The 22,616-nt window shown below is 72.4% G+C and carries 20 protein-coding genes, 1 tRNA gene, 3 pseudogenes and 1 riboswitch; of the genes and pseudogenes, 21 read left to right on the plus strand and 3 right to left on the minus strand.

All coding sequences use genetic code 11. The annotated features are described in order from the left end of the window. The 5 genes and pseudogenes from AB0O67_RS17820 to AB0O67_RS17840 all read left to right on the plus strand — a co-directional run. Positions 1 to 143, plus strand: a pseudogene (locus AB0O67_RS17820) (4-hydroxy-3-methylbut-2-en-1-yl diphosphate synthase); the annotation flags it as partial. A gap of 31 nt (positions 144 to 174) precedes the next feature. Next, positions 175 to 2,187: a 1-deoxy-D-xylulose-5-phosphate synthase gene (gene dxs / locus AB0O67_RS17825; protein WP_365451027.1), complete on the plus strand. Its 2,013-nt coding sequence runs from the start codon at positions 175 to 177 to the stop codon at positions 2,185 to 2,187. After that, the gene (locus AB0O67_RS17830) at positions 2,184 to 3,611 is read left to right on the plus strand and encodes an aspartate aminotransferase family protein (RefSeq protein WP_365451029.1); all 1,428 of its coding nucleotides are present in this window, start codon (positions 2,184 to 2,186) and stop codon (positions 3,609 to 3,611) included. Before dxs ends, AB0O67_RS17830 begins: the two co-directional genes overlap by 4 nt. Positions 3,612 to 3,700: 89 nt before the next feature. Beyond that, positions 3,701 to 4,321, plus strand: a complete 621-nt coding sequence (locus AB0O67_RS17835) for an XRE family transcriptional regulator (protein WP_365451031.1) — start codon at positions 3,701 to 3,703, stop codon at positions 4,319 to 4,321. After that, entirely contained in the window at positions 4,318 to 4,437 is a 120-nt protein-coding gene (locus AB0O67_RS17840) for a DUF6126 family protein (protein ID WP_365451033.1), read from the plus strand. The genes AB0O67_RS17835 and AB0O67_RS17840 overlap by 4 nt, the downstream gene beginning before the upstream one ends. Positions 4,438 to 4,465: 28 nt before the next feature. On the opposite strand, the gene AB0O67_RS17845 is transcribed toward AB0O67_RS17840, so the two are convergent. Further along, complete coding sequence (locus AB0O67_RS17845; protein WP_365451035.1) at positions 4,466 to 5,263, minus strand: tyrosine-protein phosphatase; 798 nt, start codon at positions 5,261 to 5,263, stop codon at positions 4,466 to 4,468. Positions 5,264 to 5,785: 522 nt separating this feature from the next. Next, a riboswitch (cyclic di-AMP (ydaO/yuaA leader) is annotated at positions 5,786 to 5,951 on the plus strand. 4 nt (positions 5,952 to 5,955) lie between these two features. Here AB0O67_RS17845 and AB0O67_RS17850 point away from each other — a divergent pair. Next, positions 5,956 to 6,933 (plus strand): M23 family metallopeptidase, encoded by a 978-nt coding sequence (locus AB0O67_RS17850; protein WP_365451037.1) that lies wholly within the window; start codon positions 5,956 to 5,958, stop codon positions 6,931 to 6,933. Between the two features lie 227 nt (positions 6,934 to 7,160). Then, positions 7,161 to 7,946 (plus strand): SGNH/GDSL hydrolase family protein, encoded by a 786-nt coding sequence (locus AB0O67_RS17855; protein ID WP_365451103.1) that lies wholly within the window; start codon positions 7,161 to 7,163, stop codon positions 7,944 to 7,946. A 132-nt stretch (positions 7,947 to 8,078) separates the two neighbouring features. Here AB0O67_RS17855 and AB0O67_RS17860 read toward each other — a convergent pair whose 3' ends face one another. Beyond that, positions 8,079 to 8,696: a TetR/AcrR family transcriptional regulator gene (locus AB0O67_RS17860; RefSeq protein WP_365451039.1), complete on the minus strand. Its 618-nt coding sequence runs from the start codon at positions 8,694 to 8,696 to the stop codon at positions 8,079 to 8,081. A 53-nt stretch (positions 8,697 to 8,749) separates the two neighbouring features. Continuing rightward, on the minus strand, positions 8,750 to 9,928 hold the full coding sequence (locus AB0O67_RS17865) for a Glu/Leu/Phe/Val dehydrogenase dimerization domain-containing protein (protein WP_365451041.1): 1,179 nt from the start codon (positions 9,926 to 9,928) through the stop codon (positions 8,750 to 8,752). Between the two features lie 143 nt (positions 9,929 to 10,071). Between AB0O67_RS17865 and AB0O67_RS17870 the strand changes: the two genes are divergently transcribed. The 14 genes and pseudogenes from AB0O67_RS17870 to AB0O67_RS17935 all read left to right on the plus strand — a co-directional run bounded on the left by AB0O67_RS17870 (position 10,072) and on the right by AB0O67_RS17935 (position 22,493). After that, entirely contained in the window at positions 10,072 to 11,280 is a 1,209-nt protein-coding gene (locus AB0O67_RS17870; protein ID WP_365451043.1) for an MBL fold metallo-hydrolase, read from the plus strand. Positions 11,281 to 11,764: 484 nt separating this feature from the next. Then, on the plus strand, positions 11,765 to 13,999 hold the full coding sequence (locus tag AB0O67_RS17875) for an ATP-binding protein (RefSeq protein WP_365451045.1): 2,235 nt from the start codon (positions 11,765 to 11,767) through the stop codon (positions 13,997 to 13,999). A 101-nt stretch (positions 14,000 to 14,100) separates the two neighbouring features. Beyond that, the gene (locus tag AB0O67_RS17880) at positions 14,101 to 14,535 is read left to right on the plus strand and encodes a roadblock/LC7 domain-containing protein (RefSeq protein ID WP_365451047.1); all 435 of its coding nucleotides are present in this window, start codon (positions 14,101 to 14,103) and stop codon (positions 14,533 to 14,535) included. A 2-nt stretch (positions 14,536 to 14,537) separates the two neighbouring features. Continuing rightward, positions 14,538 to 14,909: a DUF742 domain-containing protein gene (locus tag AB0O67_RS17885; RefSeq protein WP_365451105.1), complete on the plus strand. Its 372-nt coding sequence runs from the start codon at positions 14,538 to 14,540 to the stop codon at positions 14,907 to 14,909. After that, a complete protein-coding gene (locus AB0O67_RS17890) occupies positions 14,887 to 15,573 on the plus strand; it encodes an ATP/GTP-binding protein (RefSeq protein ID WP_365451049.1) in 687 nt (228 codons plus the stop codon). Before AB0O67_RS17885 ends, AB0O67_RS17890 begins: the two co-directional genes overlap by 23 nt. A 61-nt stretch (positions 15,574 to 15,634) precedes the next feature. Then, positions 15,635 to 16,210 carry a GAF domain-containing protein gene (locus AB0O67_RS17895; RefSeq protein WP_365451051.1) on the plus strand — a complete coding sequence of 192 codons (576 nt, stop codon included), beginning with the start codon at positions 15,635 to 15,637 and terminating at the stop codon, positions 16,208 to 16,210. Positions 16,211 to 16,382: 172 nt separating this feature from the next. Then, on the plus strand, positions 16,383 to 17,411 hold the full coding sequence (tdh, locus tag AB0O67_RS17900) for an L-threonine 3-dehydrogenase (RefSeq protein ID WP_365451053.1): 1,029 nt from the start codon (positions 16,383 to 16,385) through the stop codon (positions 17,409 to 17,411). Positions 17,412 to 17,440: 29 nt separating this feature from the next. Then, positions 17,441 to 18,634 carry a glycine C-acetyltransferase gene (locus AB0O67_RS17905; protein ID WP_365451055.1) on the plus strand — a complete coding sequence of 398 codons (1,194 nt, stop codon included), beginning with the start codon at positions 17,441 to 17,443 and terminating at the stop codon, positions 18,632 to 18,634. 51 nt (positions 18,635 to 18,685) lie between these two features. Next, a complete protein-coding gene (locus AB0O67_RS17910) occupies positions 18,686 to 19,588 on the plus strand; it encodes a LysR substrate-binding domain-containing protein (protein WP_365451057.1) in 903 nt (300 codons plus the stop codon). A 28-nt stretch (positions 19,589 to 19,616) separates the two neighbouring features. Beyond that, positions 19,617 to 19,910: pseudogene (locus tag AB0O67_RS17915) on the plus strand (cupin domain-containing protein); the annotation flags it as partial. After that, positions 19,907 to 20,428: pseudogene (locus AB0O67_RS17920) on the plus strand (GNAT family N-acetyltransferase). The pseudogenes AB0O67_RS17915 and AB0O67_RS17920, both read left to right, overlap by 4 nt. 30 nt (positions 20,429 to 20,458) lie before the next feature. Continuing rightward, positions 20,459 to 20,818: an MmcQ/YjbR family DNA-binding protein gene (locus AB0O67_RS17925; RefSeq protein WP_365451059.1), complete on the plus strand. Its 360-nt coding sequence runs from the start codon at positions 20,459 to 20,461 to the stop codon at positions 20,816 to 20,818. 115 nt (positions 20,819 to 20,933) lie between these two features. Next, a complete protein-coding gene (locus AB0O67_RS17930; RefSeq protein ID WP_365451061.1) occupies positions 20,934 to 22,280 on the plus strand; it encodes an MFS transporter in 1,347 nt (448 codons plus the stop codon). Between the two features lie 136 nt (positions 22,281 to 22,416). Then, a tRNA-Pro gene (locus tag AB0O67_RS17935) sits at positions 22,417 to 22,493 on the plus strand. Positions 22,494 to 22,616: the final 123 nt, after the last annotated feature.

Consider the following 22,616-nt stretch of genomic DNA (forward strand, 5'->3'; position numbering starts at 1 on the left):
AGGTCATCAAGACCGTCCCGGAGTCGAAGATCGTCGAGACGCTGATCGAAGAGGCCATGAAGCTGGCCGAGCAGATGGAGGCGGACGGGGCGGCGACGGGCGTCCCCGCCGGCACGGGGAAACCGGCAGTGACTGTGAGCTGACACAAGGCACGGACCGAGAGGGGGCCCGAGCGTGACGATTCTGGAGAGCATCCGGGGACCACGTGACCTGAAGGCGCTGTCCGAGGCGCAACTTGGTGAACTGTGCGAAGAGATCAGGGAGTTCCTGGTGCACGCGGTCGCCAGAACCGGCGGCCATCTCGGGCCCAATCTGGGCGTGGTGGAACTGTCCATCGCGCTCCACCGGGTCTTCGAGTCACCGGCCGACCGCATCCTGTGGGACACCGGCCACCAGAGCTACGTGCACAAACTGCTGACCGGACGTCAGGACTTCTCCAAGCTGCGCGGCAAGGGCGGCCTGTCCGGCTATCCCTCGCGCGAGGAGTCCGAGCACGACGTCATCGAGAACTCCCACGCCTCCACCGCGCTCGGCTGGGCCGACGGGCTCGCCAAGGCGCGCCAGGTGCGGGGGGAGAAGGGCCATGTCGTCGCGGTGATCGGCGACGGCGCGCTGACCGGCGGGATGGCCTGGGAAGCGCTGAACAACATCGCGGCCGCCAAGAACCGGCCCCTGATCATCGTCGTCAACGACAACGAGCGCTCGTACGCCCCCACCATCGGCGGCCTCGCCAACCACCTGGCGGCGCTGCGCACCACGGACTCGTACGAGAGGGTGCTGGCCTGGGGCAAGGACGTGCTCCAGGGCACGCCGCTCGTCGGGCACACCCTCTACGAGGCGCTGCACGGCGCCAAGAAGGGCTTCAAGGACGCGTTCGCGCCCCAGGGGATGTTCGAGGACCTCGGTCTGAAGTACGTCGGGCCGATCGACGGGCACGACGTGCGGGCCGTCGAGTCGGCGCTCAGGCGCGCGAAACGCTTCCACGGGCCGGTGCTGGTGCACTGCCGCACCGAGAAGGGGCGCGGCTACGAACCGGCCCTCGCGCACGAGGAGGACCACTTCCACACCGTCGGTGTGATGGACCCGCTGACCTGTGAGCCGCTGGCGCCCGCGGGGGGGCCGTCCTGGACCTCGGTGTTCGGGGACGAGATCGTGAGGATCGCCGAGGAGCGCGAGGACGTCGTCGCGATCACCGCGGCCATGCTGCACCCGGTGGGCCTGGGCAAGTTCGCCCAGCGGTTCCCGGACCGGGTGTGGGACGTCGGGATCGCCGAGCAGCACGCGGCCGTCTCCGCGGCCGGCCTCGCCACCGGCGGCCTGCACCCGGTCGTCGCCGTCTACGCCACCTTCCTCAACCGCGCCTTCGACCAGCTCCTGATGGACGTGGCGCTGCACCGCTGCGGAGTGACCTTCGTCCTCGACCGGGCCGGAGTGACCGGCGTCGACGGAGCCTCGCACAACGGCATGTGGGACATGTCGGTCCTCCAGGTCGTGCCCGGGCTGCGGATCGCGGCGCCGCGTGACGCCGACCAGCTGCGGGCGCAGCTGCGCGAGGCGGTCGCCGTCGACGACGCGCCCACGCTGGTCCGGTTCCCGAAGGAGTCCGTGGGGCCGTCCGTCCCCGCGGTCGACCGGGTGGGCGGCATCGACGTGCTGCACCGGGCCGGGGCGCCCGAGGTGCTGCTCGTCGCCGTCGGGGTGATGGCGCCGGTCTGCCTGCAGGCGGCCGAACTGCTTCAGGCACGGGGGATCGGCTGCACGGTGGTCGACCCGCGGTGGGTCAAGCCCGTCGACCCCGCGCTGCCCGGCCTCGCCGCGGGGCACCGGCTGGTGGCCGTGGTCGAGGACAACAGCCGGGCCGCGGGGGTCGGTGCCGCCGTGGCGCTGGCGCTCGGCGACGCCGACGTGGATGTGCCGGTACGGCGCTTCGGCATCCCGGAGCAGTTCCTGGCGCATGCCAAGCGGGGCGAGGTGCTGGCCGACATCGGCCTCACGCCGGTCGAGATCGCCGGCCGGATCGGAGCGAGCCTGGCCGTCCGGGAGGTGCGGTCCCGGGAGACCGCCGAGGCGGACCGGGAGCGGGCCGTACCGAAGAAGCCGTCCACGGGGGCCGTCGTACCGGTGCCGGAGCAGTCCTCCAAGGCGACCGTCGCCGGGGAATCGCTGTCCAAGGAGACCCACCCATGACCACCGCGGAATCCGCGTCCCCACTGCCGGAGCCCGCGCCCGGCGGCGCGTTCGACCTTGGCGCGCTGCTCGCCGAGCGCGGAGCCGAGCGCTACGACCTGCACGCCCGGTACCTCAACCACCAGTTGCCGCGCATGCTGCACACCATCGGCTTCGACAAGGTCTACGAGCGCGCCGAGGGCGCCCACTTCTGGGACGCGGACGGCAACGACTACCTGGACATGCTCGCCGGCTTCGGGGTGATGGGCCTGGGCCGCCACCACCCCGTCGTCCGCAAGGCGCTGCACGACGTCCTGGACGCACAACTCGCCGACCTCACCCGGTTCGACTGCCAGCCGCTGCCCGGCCTGCTCGCCGAGCGACTGCTGGCGCACAGCCCGCACCTGGACCGGGTGTTCTTCGGCAACAGTGGGACGGAGGCGGTGGAGACCGCGCTGAAGTTCGCCCGGTTCGTGACCGGCAGGCCCAGGGTCCTGTACTGCGCGCACGCCTTCCACGGCCTGACCACGGGCGCGCTGTCCGTGAACGGTGAGGCGGGCTTCCGGGACGGCTTCGCCCCGCTGCTGCCCGACACCGCCGTACCTCTGGGTGACCTCGACGCCCTCGCACGGGAGGTGAGGAAGGGCGACGTCGCCGCGCTGATCGTGGAGCCGATCCAGGGCAAGGGCGTGCACGAGGCCCCGCCCGGCTATCTGCGGGCCGCACAGGAACTGCTGCACCGGCACAAGGCGCTCCTCATCGCCGACGAGGTGCAGACGGGCCTCGGCCGCACCGGCGACTTCTACGCCTACCAGCACGAGGAGGGCGTGGAACCGGATCTGGTCTGCGTGGCGAAGGCGCTCTCCGGCGGCTATGTGCCGGTGGGCGCCACGCTCGGCAAGGACTGGATCTTCAAGAAGGTCTACTCGTCGATGGACCGGGTGCTGGTCCACTCGGCCAGCTTCGGCTCCAACGCGCAGGCCATGGCGGCCGGGCTCGCGGTGCTCTCCGTCATGGAGAGCGAGCAGGTCGTCGCGGGCGTCCGGGCCACGGGCGAACTGCTCAGGTCCCGGCTCGCCGCGCTGGTCGACAAGTACGAGCTGCTCGCGGACGTGCGCGGCCGGGGGCTCATGATCGGCATCGAGTTCGGGCGGCCGCTGTCGCTGAAGCTGCGCAGCCGCTGGGCCGTGCTCCAGGCCGCTCGCAAGGGTCTCTTCGCGCAGATGGTCGTCGTTCCGCTGCTCCAGCGGCACCGGATCCTCACCCAGGTCTCCGGCGACCATCTGGAGGTGATCAAGTTGATCCCGCCGCTGATCATCGGGGAGCGGGAGGTGGACCGGTTCGTGGCGGCCTTCACGGACGTCATGGACGACGCCCACAGCGGGGGCGGGCTGGTGTGGGACTTCGGCAAGACGCTGGTGAAGCAGGCGGTGGCCAACCGCTGACCGCGCCGGGTACGCCGTGAGGTCCACGGCGGGTTTGCCTCTGAGGCAATAAATTTGCCTCAGAGGCAAGCTTCCGGCTGAATGGAGGCATGAGCTCCTCCTCAGAGCTCGGGGCCGAAGCGGCCGGTGTCCTGCCGGTCGTCGCCCCGCAGCTCCGCGACCTCCGCCGCCGTGCCGCCCTCACCCTGGAGGCCGCCGCACGGGCGGCCGGACTGTCGCCCGCCCATCTGTCCCGGCTGGAGACCGGGCAGCGCCAGCCCTCGCTGCCGACGCTGCTGGCGCTCGCCCGCGTCTACAGTACGACCGTCTCGGAGCTGCTCGGCGAGACGGTTCCCGACCGGGACGCCATCGTGCGCGCCGCCGACATGGAGCCCACCGGCGCGGGTGGCTGGACGTACTGGCAGGCCGGTGCTTCCGGGCGGGGCATGCAGGCACTGCGGGTGCACGTGCCGCACGGCTCGCAGGGCGACATCGTGCGGGTGCACCCCGGTGAGGAGTGGCTGTACGTCCTCACGGGACGGCTGCGGCTGCGCCTCGGGGACGCCGCACACCGGCTCGGCCCGGGCGACAGCGCCCACTTCGACTCACTGACCCCGCACCGCATCGCCGCCCAGGATCCGGGCGGGGTCGACCTCCTCTTCGTCCACACCTTGCTGCAGAGCCCCACGGCCGCGCTGTGCCTCGGCCCCGTCACGGGAGACACGCCATGAAGGACCTCGAGCAGAAGATTCCCCGGGCCATCTGGGTCCGTCTGCTGATCTACATCGTGGCGGGGCACCTCTTCGCCGCCTTCCTCTACCTGCTGTTCGAGGTCGGGGCCAAGTAGGCGTCGGGGCCGGGCAAGGGCCCGGGGGTCAGTCGAGCAGGCGCTCGCGCAGTCGCTCCCGGGTCGCGGGGGTGACGCTGAGCCCCTGCGTCAGATACGTGTCCACGTCGCCCCAGGTCTCCCCGATGGTCTCGAACGCCGCTGCCAGGTACTCGGCGCGCGCGTCGAACAGCGGGCTGAGCAGCTCCATGACCTCCGGGGAGTAGGCCGAGGTCGAGGTGCTGTTGCGGTGCACCTTGTAGCGACGGTGCTTGGCGTTGGACTCCAGGTAGTCGGCGAGGATCGCCTCGCGCTCCACGCCCACCGCGAGCAGCGTGACGGCGATCGACAGGCCGGCGCGGTCCTTGCCCGCCGCGCAGTGCATCAGCGCGGGGACGCTGTCCTCGGCGAGCGCGTGCAGCACCTGGGAGTGCTCGGCGGTGCGCTCCTTGACGATCACACGGTACGAGGTGATCATCCGGTCCGCCGCCTTGCCGTCGGCCAGGATCTCGCGCAGCTGCTCCACGTCGCCGTCCCGGACCATCTTCCAGAACTCCGCGCCGTCCGCCGGGTCCGTCAGCGGCAGGTTCACGTTGCGCACGCCCGGCAGCTCGACGTCCGGGCCCTCCAGCTTCTGGTCCGCGGCGTTGCGGAAGTCGAAGATCGTGTGCAGCCCCAGGGACGCCAGGAACGTGGCGTCCTCCGCGGTGGCGTGCGCGAGATGGCCGCTGCGGAACAGCACTCCCTGCCGTACCCGGCGCCCGTCCACCGTCGGCAGTCCGCCCACGTCACGGAAGTTGCGCACTCCGGCCAGTTCGGGCTCGGTCGACGGCACCTGCTGCGTCACGGGGGCTCCCTCCCATCGGCCCCGCCGGCGCGGCTCGTCGACGGGCGCGTCCCCGACGATACGACACGCGTTCCCGTGCGAATGAGTTGTCCACCGGTGGTCACCGGGAGTCGGAGCGGTTGTCCACGGGCCGGGCGGGTGACTCCCCCGATCGGGTAACGGGCCGGGTGGAGTGGACGCCAGGAGGGTGAATGAAGGGGAACGGCAGCTTCTCGATATGTTCGTCCCTTCTGTCCCAATTAGCCTTTTCCTTCCAACTCGGCGTGGAATGCGGAAAGCTGGAGCAGGGTCACGTGAGCAGCGTCATATCCGTGACCGAGCGTCGCCTGTCATGTTCACGTAATTCACATGCCTTCAAGGGCGTTTATGGAATTCACACACGCCTCACTGCACGGAGTGTGACCGGAATTCGGGCGAACGGATCACGAAAGCGGCGTTCCGGTGGAACCTCTTGCTTGTCCCATTGCGTCTTGGTCGCTTACGTTCCACCCGATCCGGACGGACGCCGAATCCTGCCGCCGCCCGGTGCCCGCGCTAACTCACCCGTGTTCGGCAGGAGCGGGGGACCCACAGGTAGAACTGCCTGTTCCGGTCTCCGGAACGGCTTGGGGTAAAGCCGCGTCCCCACGCGGCCGGACATCTCCAGTCCGCACCCGACAGCTCACCTCGCAGGCGCCGGAGAGGAATTCGCCATGCCCGCCAAGGGTAAGCACCGCCGTCCGAAGACCCAGCGCTTCACCCGCTCCATCGCCGTCGCCGGAACCGGTGGCGCCGCGCTCGCCCTCCCGCTGATGGGGGCCGCCGGCGCCCACGCCGCCACTCCCCAGTCCGCCGCGGAAAAGGCCGTTTCGTCGATCCCGACCCAGAAGACGGCCGTTCGGCAGCAGTCCGCCGAAAAGCGGTCCGCCGCCCAGGAGTCGGGTGCACGGACGTATTCCGTGAGGGTCGGCGACTACCTCTCGAAGATCGCCGAAGAGCAGAATGTCAGCGGTGGCTGGCAGCGGCTCTACGAGGACAACCGGGAGGCGGTCGGCGAGAATCCCTCGCTCATCCACCCCGGTCTGAAGCTCGCGATAGGCGAGAAGGCCGCGGCGAGCGCCGACAAGCCGGCTTCCTCTTCCTCCGACTCCGGCTCGGCCGAGTCGTCGGCGGCGAAGACGTCGCAGTCCTCGGACGAGTCCGAGCCGGCGGCGGAGGTTCCCGAGTCCGCCGCGGCCGAGGCCCCGGCCGCCGCCCAGGCCGCGGACTCCGCCGCCTCCACCGGCTTCACCGCCCCCGTGGACGGCGCCGGCATCGGCACCGCCTACCGCGTGGCGGGCAGCATGTGGTCCAGCGGCTACCACACCGGCGTCGACTTCGCCGCCGCCAGCGGCACCCCGCTCAAGGCGGTCGGCGAGGGCACGGTCGTCTCGGCGGGCTGGGCCGGCTCGTACGGCAACCAGGTCGTCATCAAGCTCGCCGACGGCTACTACGCCCAGTACGCCCATCTGTCCTCGCTCTCCGTCGCCGGCGGTCAGACCGTGACCGCGGGTCAGCAGATCGGCCTGTCGGGCTCCACCGGCAACTCCACCGGCCCGCACCTGCACTTCGAGATCCGCACCACGCCGGACTACGGCTCGGACGTCGACCCGGTCGCCTACCTCTCCTCCAAGGGTGTCTCGATCCGCTGACGCGCGCGTCGCCCGCACACCACCGAAGGCCGGACCCCATCCGCGGGTCCGGCCTTCGGCGTCGGGGGTGCCGTCCTCGGCCATCAGGCCTTATTCCGCAATTGACCAATCCTTTGGCCGTGGCCTTTCTCACCGTCCGTCAACCCCTTCCTACGGTCGCGTAGGTCACATTCGAAGGGGAATCATGTCCCGACGTGGCAGACGATTCGAAGAGTGACAGCAGATCAGTGATCGGGTCGTACGTGGCGGTGGGGGACAGCTTCACCGAGGGCGTCGGCGACCCCGGCCCCGACGGGGCGTTCGTCGGCTGGGCCGACCGGTTCGCCGTACTGCTCGCGGACCGCCGACCCGAGGGCGACTTCCAGTACACCAACCTCGCCGTGCGCGGCAGGCTGCTCGACCAGATCGTTGCGGAGCAGGTCCAGAGGGCCGCCGAACTCGCGCCGGACCTCGTCTCGTTCTGCGCCGGGGGCAACGACATCATCCGGCCGGGCACCGACCCGGACGACGTGGCGGAGCGCTTCGAGCGCGGGGTCGCGGCGCTGACCGCCACCGTGGGCACCGTCCTGGTGACCACCGGCTTCGACACCCGGGGCGTCCCCCTTCTGAGGCATCTGCGCGGCAAGATCGCCACCTACAACGGGCATGTGCGGGCCATCGCCGACCGGTACGGCTGCCCGGTGCTCGACCTGTGGTCGCTCAAGTCCGTCCAGGACCGCCGCGCCTGGGACCACGACCGGCTGCACCTGTCGCCCGAGGGGCACACACGTGTGGCGCTGCGTGCCGCTCAGTCCCTGCGCCTCGCCGTCCCCGCCGACCCGGAGCAGCCCTGGCCGCCGCTCCCGCCGCGCGGCGCCCTCGACGTGCGCCGGGACGACGTCCACTGGGCGCGTGAGTATCTGGTGCCGTGGATCGGCCGTCGGTTGCGGGGCGAGTCGTCGGGCGACCATGTCACCGCCAAGGGCGTGCTGTCGCCGGACGACATCAAGATGCGGATCGCGTCGGTGGCTTGAGGGCCGCCCCGCGGCGACCTCGTGATGCCGCCGTGCCCGGAGCGGGCCGGTCCGGCTCCCGGCCGGTTCGGGCCGTGGCGGGCGCGGACCACGGGATCGTATGCCGCAAAGCAGGTGAAACCGGGCGGAGGCTCACTGCTGTTGGGTCTCCGGCACCACTGTCAGCCCCAGTTCCCGGGCCAGCGCCTCGTCCACCCACTCCTGCGCACGCGCGCGTGACACGGCTCCCGCGTAGGACGTGATCTGCACGGCGAGCCCGTCGAGCAGGGCCGTCAGGCGCAGGGCCGCGCCCATGGGGTCCGGGCAGCGGAACTCGCCCGCCGCCACACCCTCGGCGATGACCTCGGCGATGGCCGCCTTCCAGCGCTTGTCGAGGTCCTGCGTGACCTCCCGCAGCGCGGGCTCGCGCGGCGCCGCCGCCCAGCCCTCGATCCACAGCCGCCAGCCCTTGGCCTGGCCCGTCGGCGCGTACCAGCGCACCGCCGACCGCAGCCGGCGCTGGGCCGTCGTGCGCCGGCCGAGCAGCTTGGAGAGGTGGGCGAGGTCGTCCTCGGCCGCGTACGCGAACGCGGCGGCGACCAGCTTCTCCTTCGTGGAGAAGTGGTACAGCACCAGCGCGTTGCTCACGCCGAGCGCGGACGCGACATCGGCGATCCGGACCGCCGCCACGCCCCGCACCTCGATCTGTGCCACGGCGGCACGCAACAACTCCTCGCGCCGTTCCGCCACGCTCAACCGCACTCTCGCCACCCCGTCACCCTAACGGGCCACGTCCGGACGGCGGCCGGGCGGTGACCTCCCCGTCAGCGGTACGACCCGAAGCGCTCCGTGAGCAGCGGCAGCCGGTCACCGGCGACGGCGTGCGCGGCCGCACGCGGCGTGCTTCCGTCGGCCTCCGCACGGGCCAGCACCAGGTCGGTCAGGGCGCGCATCGAGCGCCGCGTGTACGCGAACGCCTCCTGCGCGTCCGGACCGATGTCGCCGAACAGCGTCCACCACCACCAGGCGTGCGTCGCCGAGTTGACCACGACGTCGGGCAGCACCGTGACCCCGCGCGCGGTGAGCAGGGCCTCCGCCTCGGGCACGACCGGCATGTTGGCGGCCTCGACGATCCAGCGGGCGCTGATCCGCTCCTGGTCCGCGGCGCCGATCGCGTACGAGACGGCGGCGGGCACCAGCACCTCGGCGTCGGTGGCCTGCCAGGCGTCGCCGGGCAGTTCGAGGAGGCCGGGCCGCAGCGCAGAGCGGTCCACCGTGCCGTACGCGTCCCGAGCGGCGAGCAGTTCGTCGACGTCGAGTCCCGCCGGGTCGGCGATCGTGCCTCTGACGTCGGCGACGGCCACCACCGTGAGGCCCGCGCGCGCGAGGAAGCGTGCCGTGGCGCCGCCCATGGTGCCCAAACCCTGTACTGCGACCCGGGTGCCCGGGTAGGGCATGCCGGCCCGGTCCAGGGCCGCGAGCACCGACTCCGCCACCCCGCAGCCGCCGACCAGCTCGCCCATCCCGATCCCGTCCACCTCCACCGCGAACGCGTCGGCGAGCCGCCGCCGGGCCGCCGCCTCGTCGTCGAGCAGCGGATACACGGCCTGGATCGTCGAGACCAGCCCCACCTCGGCGGCGGCCCGGTCCACCAGGTCCTGGGTCAGTCCGAGGTCCTCGCCGGTGGTCCAGAAGGCCTCTATGTACGGCCGCACGGCCCGCAGGTAGCGCACCAGCAGTCCGTACGCCGCCGGGTCCCGGGGGTCGCAGTCGATGCCGCCCTTGGCCCCGCCGAGGGGGACGTAACGGGCCTCGGGGTCGTAGTGCAGGGCCTCCTTCACGGTCATTCCGCGGGCGAGTCCGGTGACCTCCTCCAGCGTGCAGCCCGGGCGCATCCGCAGCCCGCCGCTGGCGACACCGCGCACCAGACGGTCGACGACCAGGAAGCCCCGGCGGCCGGTGACGTGGTCGGTCCAGGTGAGCGACAGGAGGGGGGCGGTCACGGAAGCTCCTTGTGGCAGCGGCTGTTCACGGCTCGCGCGCGAACGCGGGTACTGAATCACGAGTCAGTATCCGGGTCGGGCGGCGGATGGTGTCGGTGGGGCGGACCATAATGGAGCTCTCACCGATTCCACCTGGAGGTACCGTGGCCGGTTCCCGTTCCCTGAGCTCCGGGCTCCGCGCGCTGCAGCCCGCGGCCTTCGGCGTGGAGCCGAGCGGCGAGCGCATGGCGCGCATCCGCAGATCGCCCCACTTCAAGGACGGCGTCTTCCAGAACCCGGGAGGGCCTTCGCGGATCCGGCCGTCGGGTTCGACGCTCGACCTCGCGAAGACCTACTTCGACAAGGACGCCCGCAACCGTCGCAGCCCGCACGGTGCGATGCCGGTGTATCCCACGACGGCCGCCGACCTCGCGCGACCGCCCGCGACCGGCCTGCGGCTGACCTGGCTGGGCCACTCCAGCGTCCTCGCCGAGATCGACGGGCAGCGGGTGCTCTTCGACCCCGTCTGGGGCGAGCGCTGCTCCCCGTTCGCCTTCGCCGGGCCCAAGCGGCTGCACGCGGTGCCACTGCCCCTGACCGCGCTCGGCCCGGTCGACGTCGTGGTCATCTCGCACGACCACTACGACCACCTGGACCTGCCCACGATCAAGGCGCTGGCCGGGACGGACACGCTGTTCGCCGTGCCGCTCGGCGTCGGCGCCCACCTCGAGCACTGGGGTGTGTCCGCCGACCGGCTGCGCGAGCTGGACTGGCAGGAGTCGACCAAGGTCGGCGGGCTCACCCTCACCGCCACCCCGGCCCGCCACTTCTGCGGCCGCGGCCTGCGCAACACCCAGCACACCCTCTGGGCGTCCTGGGTCGTCGCGGGGGAGAAGCACCGGATATTCCACAGCGGTGACACCGGCTACTTCGAGGGCTTCCGGGACATCGGCGCCGACCACGGCCCGTTCGACGCCACGATGATCCAGATCGGCGCGTACAGCCAGTACTGGCCGGACATCCACATGACCCCCGAGGAGGGCGTCCGGTCGCATCTGGACCTGCAGGGCGGGGACGCCTCGTCGGGTGTGCTGCTCCCGATCCACTGGGGGACCTTCAACCTGGCCCCGCATCCCTACGCCGAGCCCGGCGAGTGGACGAAGGACGCGGCCGAGGCGGCCGGAGCGGCGGTGGCGCTGCCCCGGCCCGGTGAGCCCTTCGAGCCGGCCGGGGAGCTCCCCGTGGACCCCTGGTGGCGCACGGTCACGGCGCCCGTCGCCCGCCATTGGCTGCGCACCCGGGGCACCGGCAGCGGCACCGACACCGCGCCGTCCGCCGCCCAGGGCGACCTCGACCTCGCGGGCGGCCGGTAGCGGGCTCGTTCTTCCGGCGGTCAGGTGATCGCCTTCTGCGGTCCGGGACCGGCGCACCGGTGGGGCCGGGGCTCATCAGCCCCGGCCCCTCGTCGGTCGTGGGGCGGTCCGGGTCGGCGAGCGGCCGGGCGACCGCGTTGTGCGTCCCCGTCGTGGCGACGTCCAGGAGCCTGTCGCGGCCGGCGCCTCGTGAGCGCTTCTGATCAGGTCGGATCGATCGATTGCGGCATCGGTGTCGTCGTCGCCGCGCGCTTATCGGTCTGTCGTACGAGACCTCATACCAGAGCGGGACGCATGCCGTAGGACTTTGTCAACTGCCCACCGCACATGATGCGTTGCCGACTACTGTCAGTGTCCGTCGGGCGACGCAGGGCCGAATTCCTCTCGGCGTCGTCGACCGGCACCGAGCCGCCGCATGCCCGTGTCACGCCGACCGGGCCGCCCGCCCCGGCTTCCGACCGCTGGACCAGTACGAGGACGCCCGATGTCACACCTCCGCGCACCGGCCGCACGCGCAGACCGCCGCGAGGGCGGGCGGCACGGACGGCCGGTCGCCCACACCGCACCCTCGCTGCCCGAGGCCCACATACGGCCCCAGCTGCTGCGACTCGCCGTACTGCCCCCGCTCGCGGTCGCCCTCAGCGCCTGCGCGGCCGTGCTGTTCACCGTCCGCTCCTCCGGCGCCCGCACCAGCCTCACCCTGTGGGCCGTGCTCGCCTGCGCGGTCTGTGTGACGCTCGCGGGCATCGGGATCGCCGTGATCGCCGCCGGCCGCGCCGCCCGGGCGGTGCACGACCGCGTCGGCGCGCTGCGCCGCAGCAGCGCCCGCCGCGAGGCCGATCTGCGCACCCTCGTCGAGGCGTTGCGCCGGGGCGAGCTGCCGCCGCAGCGCAAGCCGCGCGGCGGTCCGCCCGCGGACGCCGACGACTTCGAACTGCTCGCCGCCGACCTGTCCCGCGCGCACGACTGCGCCGTCACCGCCGTCGTGCAGGCCGCTCAACTCTCCAGCCAGGCCGGCAGCGAACAGAAGCTGGAGGTCTTCGTCAACCTCGCCCGGCGCCTCCAGTCGCTGGTGCACCGCGAGATCGCGATCCTGGACGACCTGGAGAACGAGATCGAGGACCCCGACCTGCTCAAGGGCCTCTTCCACGTCGACCACCTCGCGACCCGCATCCGCCGCCACGCCGAGAACCTCGCCGTGCTCGGCGGCGCCGTCTCCCGGCGCCAGTGGAGCAACCCCGTCTCCATGACCGAGGTACTGCGCTCGGCCATCGCCGAGGTCGAACAGTACTCGCGCGTGCGTCTCGTGCCGCCGATCGACGGCACCCTGCGGGGTCACGCCGTCGCCGACGTGATCCATCTGCTGGCCGAACTGGTGGAGAACGCCACGGTGTTCTCCGCCCCGCACACCCAGGTGCTGCTGCGCGCCAACCTCGTCACCTCCGGTCTCGCCGTCGAGGTCGAGGACCGCGGACTCGGCATGCCCGTGGGTGAGCAGGACAAGATGAACGCCCTGCTCACCGACCCCGACCAGGTCAATGTGGCCCGCCTGCTCGCGGACGGCCGGATCGGGCTGTTCGTGGTCTCGCAGCTGGCCCGGCGGCACGGCATCACCGTCCGGCTGCAGACCAACATCTACGGCGGTGTCCAGGCCGTCCTCGTCGTGCCGCAGGCGCTGCTCGGCAACCAGCCCGACACCGGGCGATCCGCGCCGCAGCCGCAGCCGCAGCCGCAGCCGCAACAGCAACCGCAGCCACACCACCGGCCCGCACCCGAGGTGGCCCGGCCCGCACCGCCCGTGTCGCCCCCGCAGCGCCACCGGCCCGCGCCCGACGCCTCGACCGCGCCTGCTCCCCCCGCCCCGGTCCCGGCTCCCGCGCCCGGCACCACCCCCTCGCCCCTGCCGGTCCGCGGCACGCACGAGGAGCGGCCCAACCCGGCCGAGGCGGTGCCCGGCATCCGGCCCGGCGACCGGCCGACCGTCGAGGAACACGCCGCCGCGCCGCTCGCCCCGCGCACCGGCACCGTCCGCGGCACCATGGGCAAGCCCACCCTGCCCCGGCGCCGCGCCCAGGAGCACATCGTGCCCCAACTGCGCGGGGGCCCGGCGCCCCGCCAGGACGCCGAGGACCCCGTCGGCCACGACCCCGGTCTCATGGCGGCGTTCCAGCGCGGCATCGGCCTCGCCGAGGCCCAGCAGAAGGCAGGGTCCGGTCACTCCGCGCCGGGCCACCCGGAGGCCCCTTACGGGTCCTCGTACCCCGGGTCCGCGAACGCGGAGTCAGCGCACTCCGGGTCCTCGCACTCCGGGTCCTCGCACCCCGGGCCTTCGCATTTGGAGCCGTCAAACGCTGGGTCCTCGTACTCCGAGTCAGCGCACTCCGGATCCCCGCACGCCGGCCCCTCGCACCCAGAGCCCTCGCACCGGGACTCCTCTGTGGACTCCTCGCACCGGGACTCGTCCCACCTGGACTCCTCCTCCCCCCCGGAAGGCCCCCGAGGCGCCCACGCGCCGTCGGCCTCCCCACCGGACGGTCGTCACACGGCCGTTCCCCCCGTGGCGACGCAACTCCCCATGGCCGTACCGCCCAGGGACGTGCGGCACAGGGACGTGCGGCACACGGATGCCGTGCACAGGGACGCGCCCCCGCACTGGGAGGCCGCCCGTACGACCCCGGACCACCCCGCCCGGCACGACGGGAGCGGATCAGCCGGATGACCGCCGCAGCTGCCGCCGCCGTCGCCACCCCCACCGCAATGACCGCCGGCGCACCCACGGGCGCGCCCGCAGACCTTCGTATCCCAAGGAGTCGATCCACCATGGCGACCGATGCCCCCACCGGCCATGTATCCGATCTCGACTGGCTGATGAGCGGCCTCGTACAGCGCGTGCCGCACACCAGCAGCGCGGTGCTGCTCTCCTGCGACGGGCTCGTGAAGTCGGTCCACGGCCTCGACCCCGACAGCGCCGACCACATGGCGGCCCTGGCCTCCGGCCTGTATTCCCTCGGCCGCAGTGCCGGTGTCCGGTTCGGCGACGGCGGTGAGGTGCGGCAGGTCGTCGTCGAGCTCGACTCGACCCTGCTGTTCGTCACCACCGCCGGCTCCGGCACCTGCCTGGCCGTGCTGGCCGGACGCGAGGCCGACGCCGCCGTGCTCGGCTACGAGATGGCCATGCTGGTCAAGAGCGTCCGCCCCTACCTGGTGACCGCTCCCCGGCAGCAGTCCGTCGAACCCCCGGCGATGAGGCCTTGAGCGTGACGGCGGCCGGCGACGGGCCATGGCTCGACGAGGCGGCCGGACGGCTGGTGCGCCCCTTCACGGTCAGCAACGGCCGTACCCGCCCCTCCGTCGCGCTCGACCTCATCTCGCAGGTGATGGCCACCGGGGCCACCCCCCTCGGCTATCTCGGCCCCGAACACGCACAGGCGCTCGACCTGTGCCGGGCGCCGGTGTCGGTCGCCGAGATCGCCGCGCACCTGATGTTGCCGGCGGTGGTCACCAAGGTGCTGCTGTCGGACCTCGTCGACTGCGGGGCGCTCACCACCAAGCCCCCCGAGTTCCACCACAACCCCACGGACCGGGCCCTTCTGGAGGCAGTGCTCGATGGACTACGACGACAGCTCTGACCACGACTCCGACTACGACTACGACGACGGATCCGGCCATGGAGACGGATCCGGTGACGACGGCGGCTCCGGCTACGGCACCGACCCGTTCCCCACCGCGCTCAAGATCCTGGTCGCGGGCGGCTTCGGCGTCGGCAAGACCACCTTCGTCGGCGCCGTCAGCGAGATCGCGCCGCTGAGCACGGAGGAACTGCTCACGACCGTCAGCGCCGCCACCGACAACCTCGACGGCATCGAGAACAAGGTCGAGACGACGGTGGCCATGGACTTCGGCCGCATCACCCTCGACCCCGAGCACGTCCTGTACCTCTTCGGCACACCGGGCCAGGAGCGCTTCTGGTTCATGTGGGACGAGCTGTGCGAGGGCGCCCTCGGCGCGGTGATCCTCGCCGACACCCGGAGGCTGGAGCAGTGCTTCGCGGCCGTCGACTTCTTCGAGGAGCGCGGCCTCGGATTCATCGTCGCCGTCAACGAGTTCGACGGCGGCCACCGCTACGACCCCGAGGAGGTGCGTGCCGCCATCGACCTGCACCCCGAGGTCCCCGTGGTGTGCTGCGACGCCCGGATCTCCGCATCCGGCGTCCAGACCCTGCTCACCCTCGTCCGCCATCTCATCGCCCACGCACCCGTCACTCCCGCGCCCAGCCACGGCGCCCACATGTGATACCCGCACACACCGCACCGGAGCCGCATATGACATACGCCCACAGCGACGGGACCCAGACATGAGGTACGACCCGCCGCGCCCGGCCGGTCGGCTGCTGCTCACCCCCGAGGACAAGGAGGCACCCGCGAGAACGCACCGACTGCTCCAACTGGGCCTGGGGGAGCGTCCGGAACCCGCCCTGGACGCCTTCGCGGGCCATCTGGCGTCGCTGACCGGCGCCCCGTACGCCATGGTCAACTTCCTCGGCGAGAAGGGCCAGTTCTTCGCCGGCCTGTACGCGCCCGACACCGGGCTCGTCATGAAGGAGGACGGGACCCGCCCGGTGATGGGCCGCTTCCTGCCCCGCGACCACGGGTTCTGCCCCCACGTGGTGGTCCGGCACAAGGCGCTGGTGCTGGAGGACGTCCGCGACTACCCGCGGTTCGCGGGCAATCCGGTCGTCGACGAGTTCGGCATCCACTCCTACCTGGGCGCGCCGCTCATCGACACCACGGGGACGGTGCTCGGCACCGTCTGCGTCGCCGATGTCTCCCCCCGCCCCTGGGGCCGGACCGGTCTGGAGACGATCAAGGCGACTGCCGCGGATCTCGTCGTACGGCTCGAAGGGCCCGGGAACGGCGGAGCTCTGCTCTGACCAGGTGAACGTCGCCCGGGGCGTGAAGGAAAGCTGCGGCGGCGGTTAAGAAATCCTCGATGGACCAGGACGGCGGCGTACGGCAGATTGCTGTGCGATTCCACTTCTCTCCCCGTCCGGGGGCTTCTTCGGCATGCCCGCGGCGGGGATCTGACCCTCAGGAGCCGTAGCGGTGAAGGCACTGGTCAAGGACAAGGCGGAACCAGGGCTGCGGCTCATGGACGTACCGGAGACGCAGGTCGGCCCAGGCGACGTACTGATCAAGGTGCTGCGCACCGGCATCTGCGGCACCGACCTGCACATCCACTCCTGGGACGGATGGGCGCAGCAGACGATCCGCACCCCGCTCGTGCTCGGCCACGAGTTCGTGGGCGAGGTCGTCGGGACCGGCCGGGACGTCAGCGAGATCAAGTCCGGCGACCGGGTCAGCGGCGAGGGCCATCTCGTGTGCGGCAAGTGCCGCAACTGCCTGGCCGGGCGCCGCCACCTGTGCCGGGCGACCATCGGGCTCGGGGTCGGACGGGACGGCGCCTTCGCCGAGTACGTCGTGCTGCCCGCGACCAACGTGTGGGTGCACCGCGTGCCGGTGGACCTCGACGTCGCGGCCATCTTCGACCCGTTCGGCAACGCCGTGCACACCGCGCTGTCGTTCCCGCTGGTCGGCGAGGACGTGCTGATCACCGGGGCCGGCCCGATCGGGCTGATGGCCGCCGCCGTGGCCCGGCACGCGGGCGCCCGCAACGTCGTCGTCACGGACGTCAGTGAGGAGCGGCTCGACCTGGCCCGCAAGATCGGCGTCAGCCTCGCCCTCAACGTGCGCGAGTCCTCGATCGCGGACGGGCAGCGCATCCTGGGCCTGCGGGAGGGCTTCGACATCGGCCTGGAGATGTCCGGCCGCGCGGAGGCGCTCCAGGACATGATCGCGAACATGACGCACGGCGGGCGGATCGCGATGCTCGGCCTGCCGGCGCAGGAGTTCCCGGTCGACTGGGCCCGGATCGTCACGTCGATGATCACTCTCAAGGGCATCTACGGCCGGGAGATGTTCGAGACCTGGTACGCCATGTCGGTGCTGCTGGAAGGCGGCCTCGACCTCGCCCCCGTGATCACCGGCCGGTACGGCTACCGCGACTTCGAGGCGGCGTTCGCCGACGCGGCGAGCGGCCGCGGCGGCAAGGTCATCCTCGACTGGACCGCGTAACCCCCACAGCACCTTTAGGAGACCCCGTCATGTTCGACTCCGTGCGCGACGACCTGCGCGCCACCCTCGACGAGATCCGCGCCGCCGGCCTGCACAAGCCCGAACGCGTCATCGACACCCCGCAGTCCGCGACCGTCAACGTCTCCGCGGGCGGCCGGCCCGGTGAGGTGCTCAACTTCTGCGCCAACAACTACCTAGGCCTCGCCGACCACCCCGAGGTGATCGCCGCCGCCCACGAGGCCCTCGACCGCTGGGGCTACGGCATGGCGTCCGTCCGCTTCATCTGCGGCACGCAGGAGGTGCACAAGGAGCTGGAGGCGCGACTGTCCGCCTTCCTCGGTCAGGAGGACACGATCCTGTACTCCTCGTGCTTCGACGCCAACGGCGGTGTCTTCGAGACCCTGCTCGGCCCCGAGGACGCCGTGATCTCCGACGCCCTCAACCACGCCTCGATCATCGACGGCATCCGGCTGTCCAAGGCCCGCCGCTTCCGGTACGCCAACCGTGATCTGGACGACCTGGAGCGCCAGTTGAAGGAGGCGCAGCCGGCGCGGCGACGGCTGATCGTCACCGACGGCGTCTTCTCCATGGACGGCTATCTCGCGCCCCTGCGGGAGATCTGCGACCTCGCCGACCGCTACGACGCGATGGTCATGGTCGACGACTCGCACGCCGTCGGCTTCGTCGGCCCCGGCGGGCGCGGCACCCCCGAACTGCACGGCGTGATGGACCGGGTCGACATCATCACCGGCACCCTGGGAAAGGCACTCGGCGGCGCCTCGGGCGGCTACGTCGCCGCCCGCGCCGAGATCGTCGCGCTGCTGCGCCAGCGCTCCCGGCCGTACCTCTTCTCGAACACCCTCGCCCCGGTGATCGCCGCCGCCTCGCTGAAGGTGCTCGACCTGCTGGAGTCGGCGGGCGACCTGCGGGAGCGGCTCGCCGAGAACACCGCGCTGTTCCGGCGCCGGATGACCGAGGAGGGCTTCGACATCCTGCCCGGCGACCACGCGATCGCGCCGGTGATGATCGGCGACGCCTCGCGGGCCGGCCGGATGGCGGAGCTGCTGCTGGAGCGGGGCGTGTACGTGATCGGCTTCTCGTACCCGGTGGTGCCGCAGGGGCAGGCGCGGATCCGCGTCCAGTTGTCGGCCGCCCACTCGACCGAGGACGTCGACCGCGCGGTGGACGCGTTCGTGGCGGCGCGGGCGGAGCTCGACGCCTGAGCCCCGGAAGGGGTGACCTGCGGACACGGCCGGTTTGAGAGAATCGGTGCCATGATCGAGGCGCGGCGGCTCCACATCCTCCGTGCGGTGGCCGACCACCGCACCGTGACGGCGGCTGCCGCCGCGCTGTATCTCACCCCCTCCGCGGTGTCCCAGCAGCTCACGGCCCTGGAGCAGGAGACGGGGCACCGGCTGGTGGAGCGGGGCGCCAAGGGGGTACGGCTCACCGCGGCCGGCGAGATCCTGCTCAGCCACACCAACGCCGTCCTCGCCCAGCTGGAGCGGGCGGAGGCGGAGCTCGCGGCGTACAGCTCGGGCGCCGCCGGCACGGTCAGCGTCGCCTCCTTCGCGACCGGCATCGCCCAGGTCGTCGCGCCGGCCGTGGCCCGCCTCGCGCGGACCGCGCCCGGCATCCGCATCCGCGTCCGGGACGCCGAGGGGGATGCCAGCCTGCCCATGGTGCTGGACCGGCAGGTCGATGTCGCGGTCGCCGTGGAGTACCGCGGGGCTCCGCCGGCCGACGATCCGCGGCTGGCGCACGTCCCGCTGTACGCCGAGCCCTTCGACGCGGTGGTGCCCGTCGGCCACCGGCTGGCGGAGACGGGCGAGGTGCCGCTGGCGGAGCTGGCCAAGGACGCGTGGATCGGCCCGTATCCCGGCAACCCGTGCCACGACGTGGTGGTGCTGGCCTGCGAGGCCGCCGGGTTCCAGCCCCGCTTCGAGCACTCCTCGGACGACTTCCGCGCGGTGGTGGCCCTCGCCTCCGCGGACGCGGGGGTGGCCCTCGTACCGCGCTCCGCGCTGCGTTGGATGGACCTCGCCGGCGTCGTCGTCCGTCCGGTGGACGGGGAGGCGCCCACGCGCCGGGTCTTCGCCGCCATCCGCCGGGGCGCGGAGGAGCATCCGCTGATCAGGCCGGTGCTGGAGGCACTGGGGGAGGCCGCGCGGGCGTGAGGACCGCGTAACACGGCTGTCTCATATCCGGGCCTCCGGATTCGTACGCCGATCCGTGTCGCCGCCGCACGCCGGGCTGCGCGGCGAACTGGTCGAGGGGCGGCTCGCGGTGGGCGCGGACATCGCCTACGACCGGCCGCCCGTGCCCGGCCTGGAACAGCACATCTGGGTGCTGGCGGGAGCCCTGGCGGTGACCGTGCAGGACGTCGAGCACCGGCTCGCGGCGGGGGACACCCTGCGGTTGCGGGTGTGGGGGCCGACGCGGTTCCGGTGCGCCGGGCAAGAGGATGTGCGGTACGTGCCGGCGGTGGTGCTGCCGTGAACGTGGAGACGCTGAACGAGTCACAGGTGCTCGAACATGCCGAGGATTTGGCGGACCTGCTGGTCGACACCGTGCACAGCGGCGCCTCCGTGGGCTTCCTGGCGCCGCTCGACCGGGGTGAGGCCCTGGCCTGGTGGCGGGGGCGGGCGGCCGGCGTGGCCGCCGGTGAACTCGCCGTCTGGGCGGCCCGTGAGGGGGCGCGGGTGGCCGGGACCGTGAGCCTGGCCTTCGCCGACAAGCCCACAGCCGGCACCGGGCGGAACTGGTCAAGCTCATGGTGCGTCGCGAGGCGCGCGGGCGGGGGGCTCCTCGACACCGCCGAGCGGGCGGCCGTCGCGGCCGGTGTCACGCTCCTCCACCTGGACACCGAGACCGACAGCCCCGCCGAGCGCCTCTACCGGGCGGCGGGCTGGACCCCGCTCGGCGCGATCCCCGACTACGCGGCGAGTCCGGCGGGGGTGCTGCGGCCGACGACCGTCTACTACAAGCAGGTCGGAACACCCGCCCTCGCCGGATGACTGTCGGTGGCGGGCGCTACCTTGCGTCCCATGCCGGATGCCGAAGACGTACGTCGTATCGCCCTGTCCCTGCCGGAGACGACGGAGAAGATCGCCTGGAGCATGCCCACGTTCCGGGTCGCGGGGAAGATGTTCGCCACGCTGCCGGAGGAGGAGACCTCCATCGCCGTGCGCTGTCCCAAGGAGGAGCGCGACGAACTGGTCATGGCCGAGCCGGAGAAATTCTGGGTGGCCGACCACGAGGCGCAGTTCGCCTGGGTGCGGGCACGGCTGTCCGCGCTGGAGGACGAGGACGAACTGCGGGACATCCTGGCCGACTCATGGCGGCAGGCGGCGCCGACCCGGCTGCTCGACGCACACCCGGAGCTGGGGCTGCCGTCCGGGCGGTGAAATTCCCTCCGGCGTTGTCGGCGCGGGGTGGCATGATCCGGAGGGGTGGGCCTCGGCCGCTGGGGTGGCCGGGGCTTCGTGGGACATGGGGAGGGGAGCGCGGGGGATGGGCGGCATGCCGGACGACGTTGCCGACGCGGGGGAGCGGGGCGGCTCGGGCAACGGCGGTGAGGCCCGTACGGGGAGCCGTTCGGGCAAGGGCGGTGCCGGACCGGCGGTGCGGCCGGTCTGGTCGCGTGACTTCGCGTTGTTCTTCGTCGCCCGCGCCGTGGCCCGGCTCGGCGACACCATGCTCCCGGTGGCGCTCGCCGCAGGCCTGCTCCAGCACGGGTACGGCGCCGGCGCGGTCGGCCTCGCCATGGCCGCGACGGCCGGGGCGTTCGCCGCGCTGGTCGTCTTCGGCGGGGTCATCGCCGACCGGTTCAGCACCCGCAAGCTGATGATCTGGGCCGACGTGGTGCGGCTGGGTACCCAGGCGCTCACCGCGGCACTCTTCTTCGCGGACCGGGTGGTGCTCTGGGAGATCTGCGCGATCGGTGTGGTGGGCGGCGTCGCGAGCGCCGTCTTCCAGCCCGGCGTCGCCAGCATGGTGCCCCGGCTCGCCTCCGACATCCAGGGCGCCAACGGCGCCGTACGCATCGCCGAGTCCTCGGCCCAGCTCGTCGGCCCCGCCGTCGCGGGCGTGCTGGTCGGCGTCGCGTCGGCGGGCGGTGTCTTCGCCGCGCACGCCGCCACGTACGCGGTCAGCGCCCTGTGCCTGCTGTTGCTGCGGCTGCCGCCGCCGGTGCCGGGCACCCGCCCCGCGGGGCGCGGGGCGGGTGCCTTCCGGGCAGATCTCGTCGAGGGGTGGCGGGAGTTCAGGGCGCGCACCTGGCTGTGGGGCGTCATCGCCGTCTGGTGCCTGTACATGATCGCCGTCTTCGGCCCGACCGTGCCGGTGGTGGCGACGGAGGTGGTCCAGGAACACGGCCCCCGCGCCTACGGCCTGATCAACTCCGCCCTCGGCGCCGGCACCGTCGTCGGCGGGCTCGTCGCGCTGCGGCTGCGCCCCCGCCGGATGCTGCGGGCCGGGGCGATCGCCCTGTTCGGCTTCGCGGGGTTCCCGGCGACCGTCGGGCTCGGCCTCGACATGCCGGCGATGGCGGCCGGCGCCGCCGTCGCCGGGGCCGGGATGTCGTTCTGGGGCGTCATGTGGGCGACCAGCGTGCAGACCCAGGTCCGGCCCGCCGTCCTCAATCGCATCCACGCCTACGACGTGGCCGGCTCCCTGGCGATGCTGCCCGTCGGCCAGGCGCTCGCGGGGCCCGCCGCGGCCGCCCTCGGCGCGGACCGGGTCCTTCTCGTCTCCGGCGCGATGAGCTTCGTCGTCGCGTTCGCGCTGCTCGCGGTGCCCGCGATACGCGATCTGGTGCGCGTCGACACCCACCGCACCCGCGCGCCCGCATCAGCGTCCCCCTCGTGACCGCCACGGCCGGCCCGCGCGGCGACCGTGCACCGGCGCGTGGCGGCGGGCGTAATCGGGTGCGCGACCACCGACCCGAGTGCGGTATTGTTTCCCTGCGCGTTCACCCGGGGGGAAACCCCAGGTCAGACCGCACCGGGACGTGGCGCAGCTTGGTAGCGCACTTGACTGGGGGTCAAGGGGTCGCAGGTTCAAATCCTGTCGTCCCGACCAGCTTCATCGCAGGTCGGAGGCCGTCTTCTCAGAAAGCTGAGAAGGCGGCCTCACTCGTGTGTGCGGGAACGGCCGAGGCCGTCCGGTCCGGCACACAGCGTGCCGGACCGGACGGCCTCATGG

Source organism: Streptomyces sp. NPDC086077 (assembly GCF_040686175.1).
Lineage (GTDB): Bacteria > Actinomycetota > Actinomycetes > Streptomycetales > Streptomycetaceae > Streptomyces.

Coding starts and splice junctions, on each gene's coding strand:
- AB0O67_RS17830 (WP_365451029.1), top strand. CDS start 2,184: ATGACCACCGCGGAATCCGCGTCCCCACTGCCGGAGCCCGCGCCCGGC.
- AB0O67_RS17835 (WP_365451031.1), top strand. CDS start 3,701: ATGAGCTCCTCCTCAGAGCTCGGGGCCGAAGCGGCCGGTGTCCTGCCG.
- AB0O67_RS17840 (WP_365451033.1), top strand. CDS start 4,318: ATGAAGGACCTCGAGCAGAAGATTCCCCGGGCCATCTGGGTCCGTCTG.
- AB0O67_RS17850 (WP_365451037.1), top strand. CDS start 5,956: ATGCCCGCCAAGGGTAAGCACCGCCGTCCGAAGACCCAGCGCTTCACC.
- AB0O67_RS17875 (WP_365451045.1), top strand. CDS start 11,765: ATGTCACACCTCCGCGCACCGGCCGCACGCGCAGACCGCCGCGAGGGC.
- AB0O67_RS17880 (WP_365451047.1), top strand. CDS start 14,101: ATGGCGACCGATGCCCCCACCGGCCATGTATCCGATCTCGACTGGCTG.
- AB0O67_RS17890 (WP_365451049.1), top strand. CDS start 14,887: ATGGACTACGACGACAGCTCTGACCACGACTCCGACTACGACTACGAC.
- AB0O67_RS17895 (WP_365451051.1), top strand. CDS start 15,635: ATGAGGTACGACCCGCCGCGCCCGGCCGGTCGGCTGCTGCTCACCCCC.
- AB0O67_RS17905 (WP_365451055.1), top strand. CDS start 17,441: ATGTTCGACTCCGTGCGCGACGACCTGCGCGCCACCCTCGACGAGATC.
- AB0O67_RS17910 (WP_365451057.1), top strand. CDS start 18,686: ATGATCGAGGCGCGGCGGCTCCACATCCTCCGTGCGGTGGCCGACCAC.
- AB0O67_RS17925 (WP_365451059.1), top strand. CDS start 20,459: ATGCCGGATGCCGAAGACGTACGTCGTATCGCCCTGTCCCTGCCGGAG.
- AB0O67_RS17930 (WP_365451061.1), top strand. CDS start 20,934: ATGCCGGACGACGTTGCCGACGCGGGGGAGCGGGGCGGCTCGGGCAAC.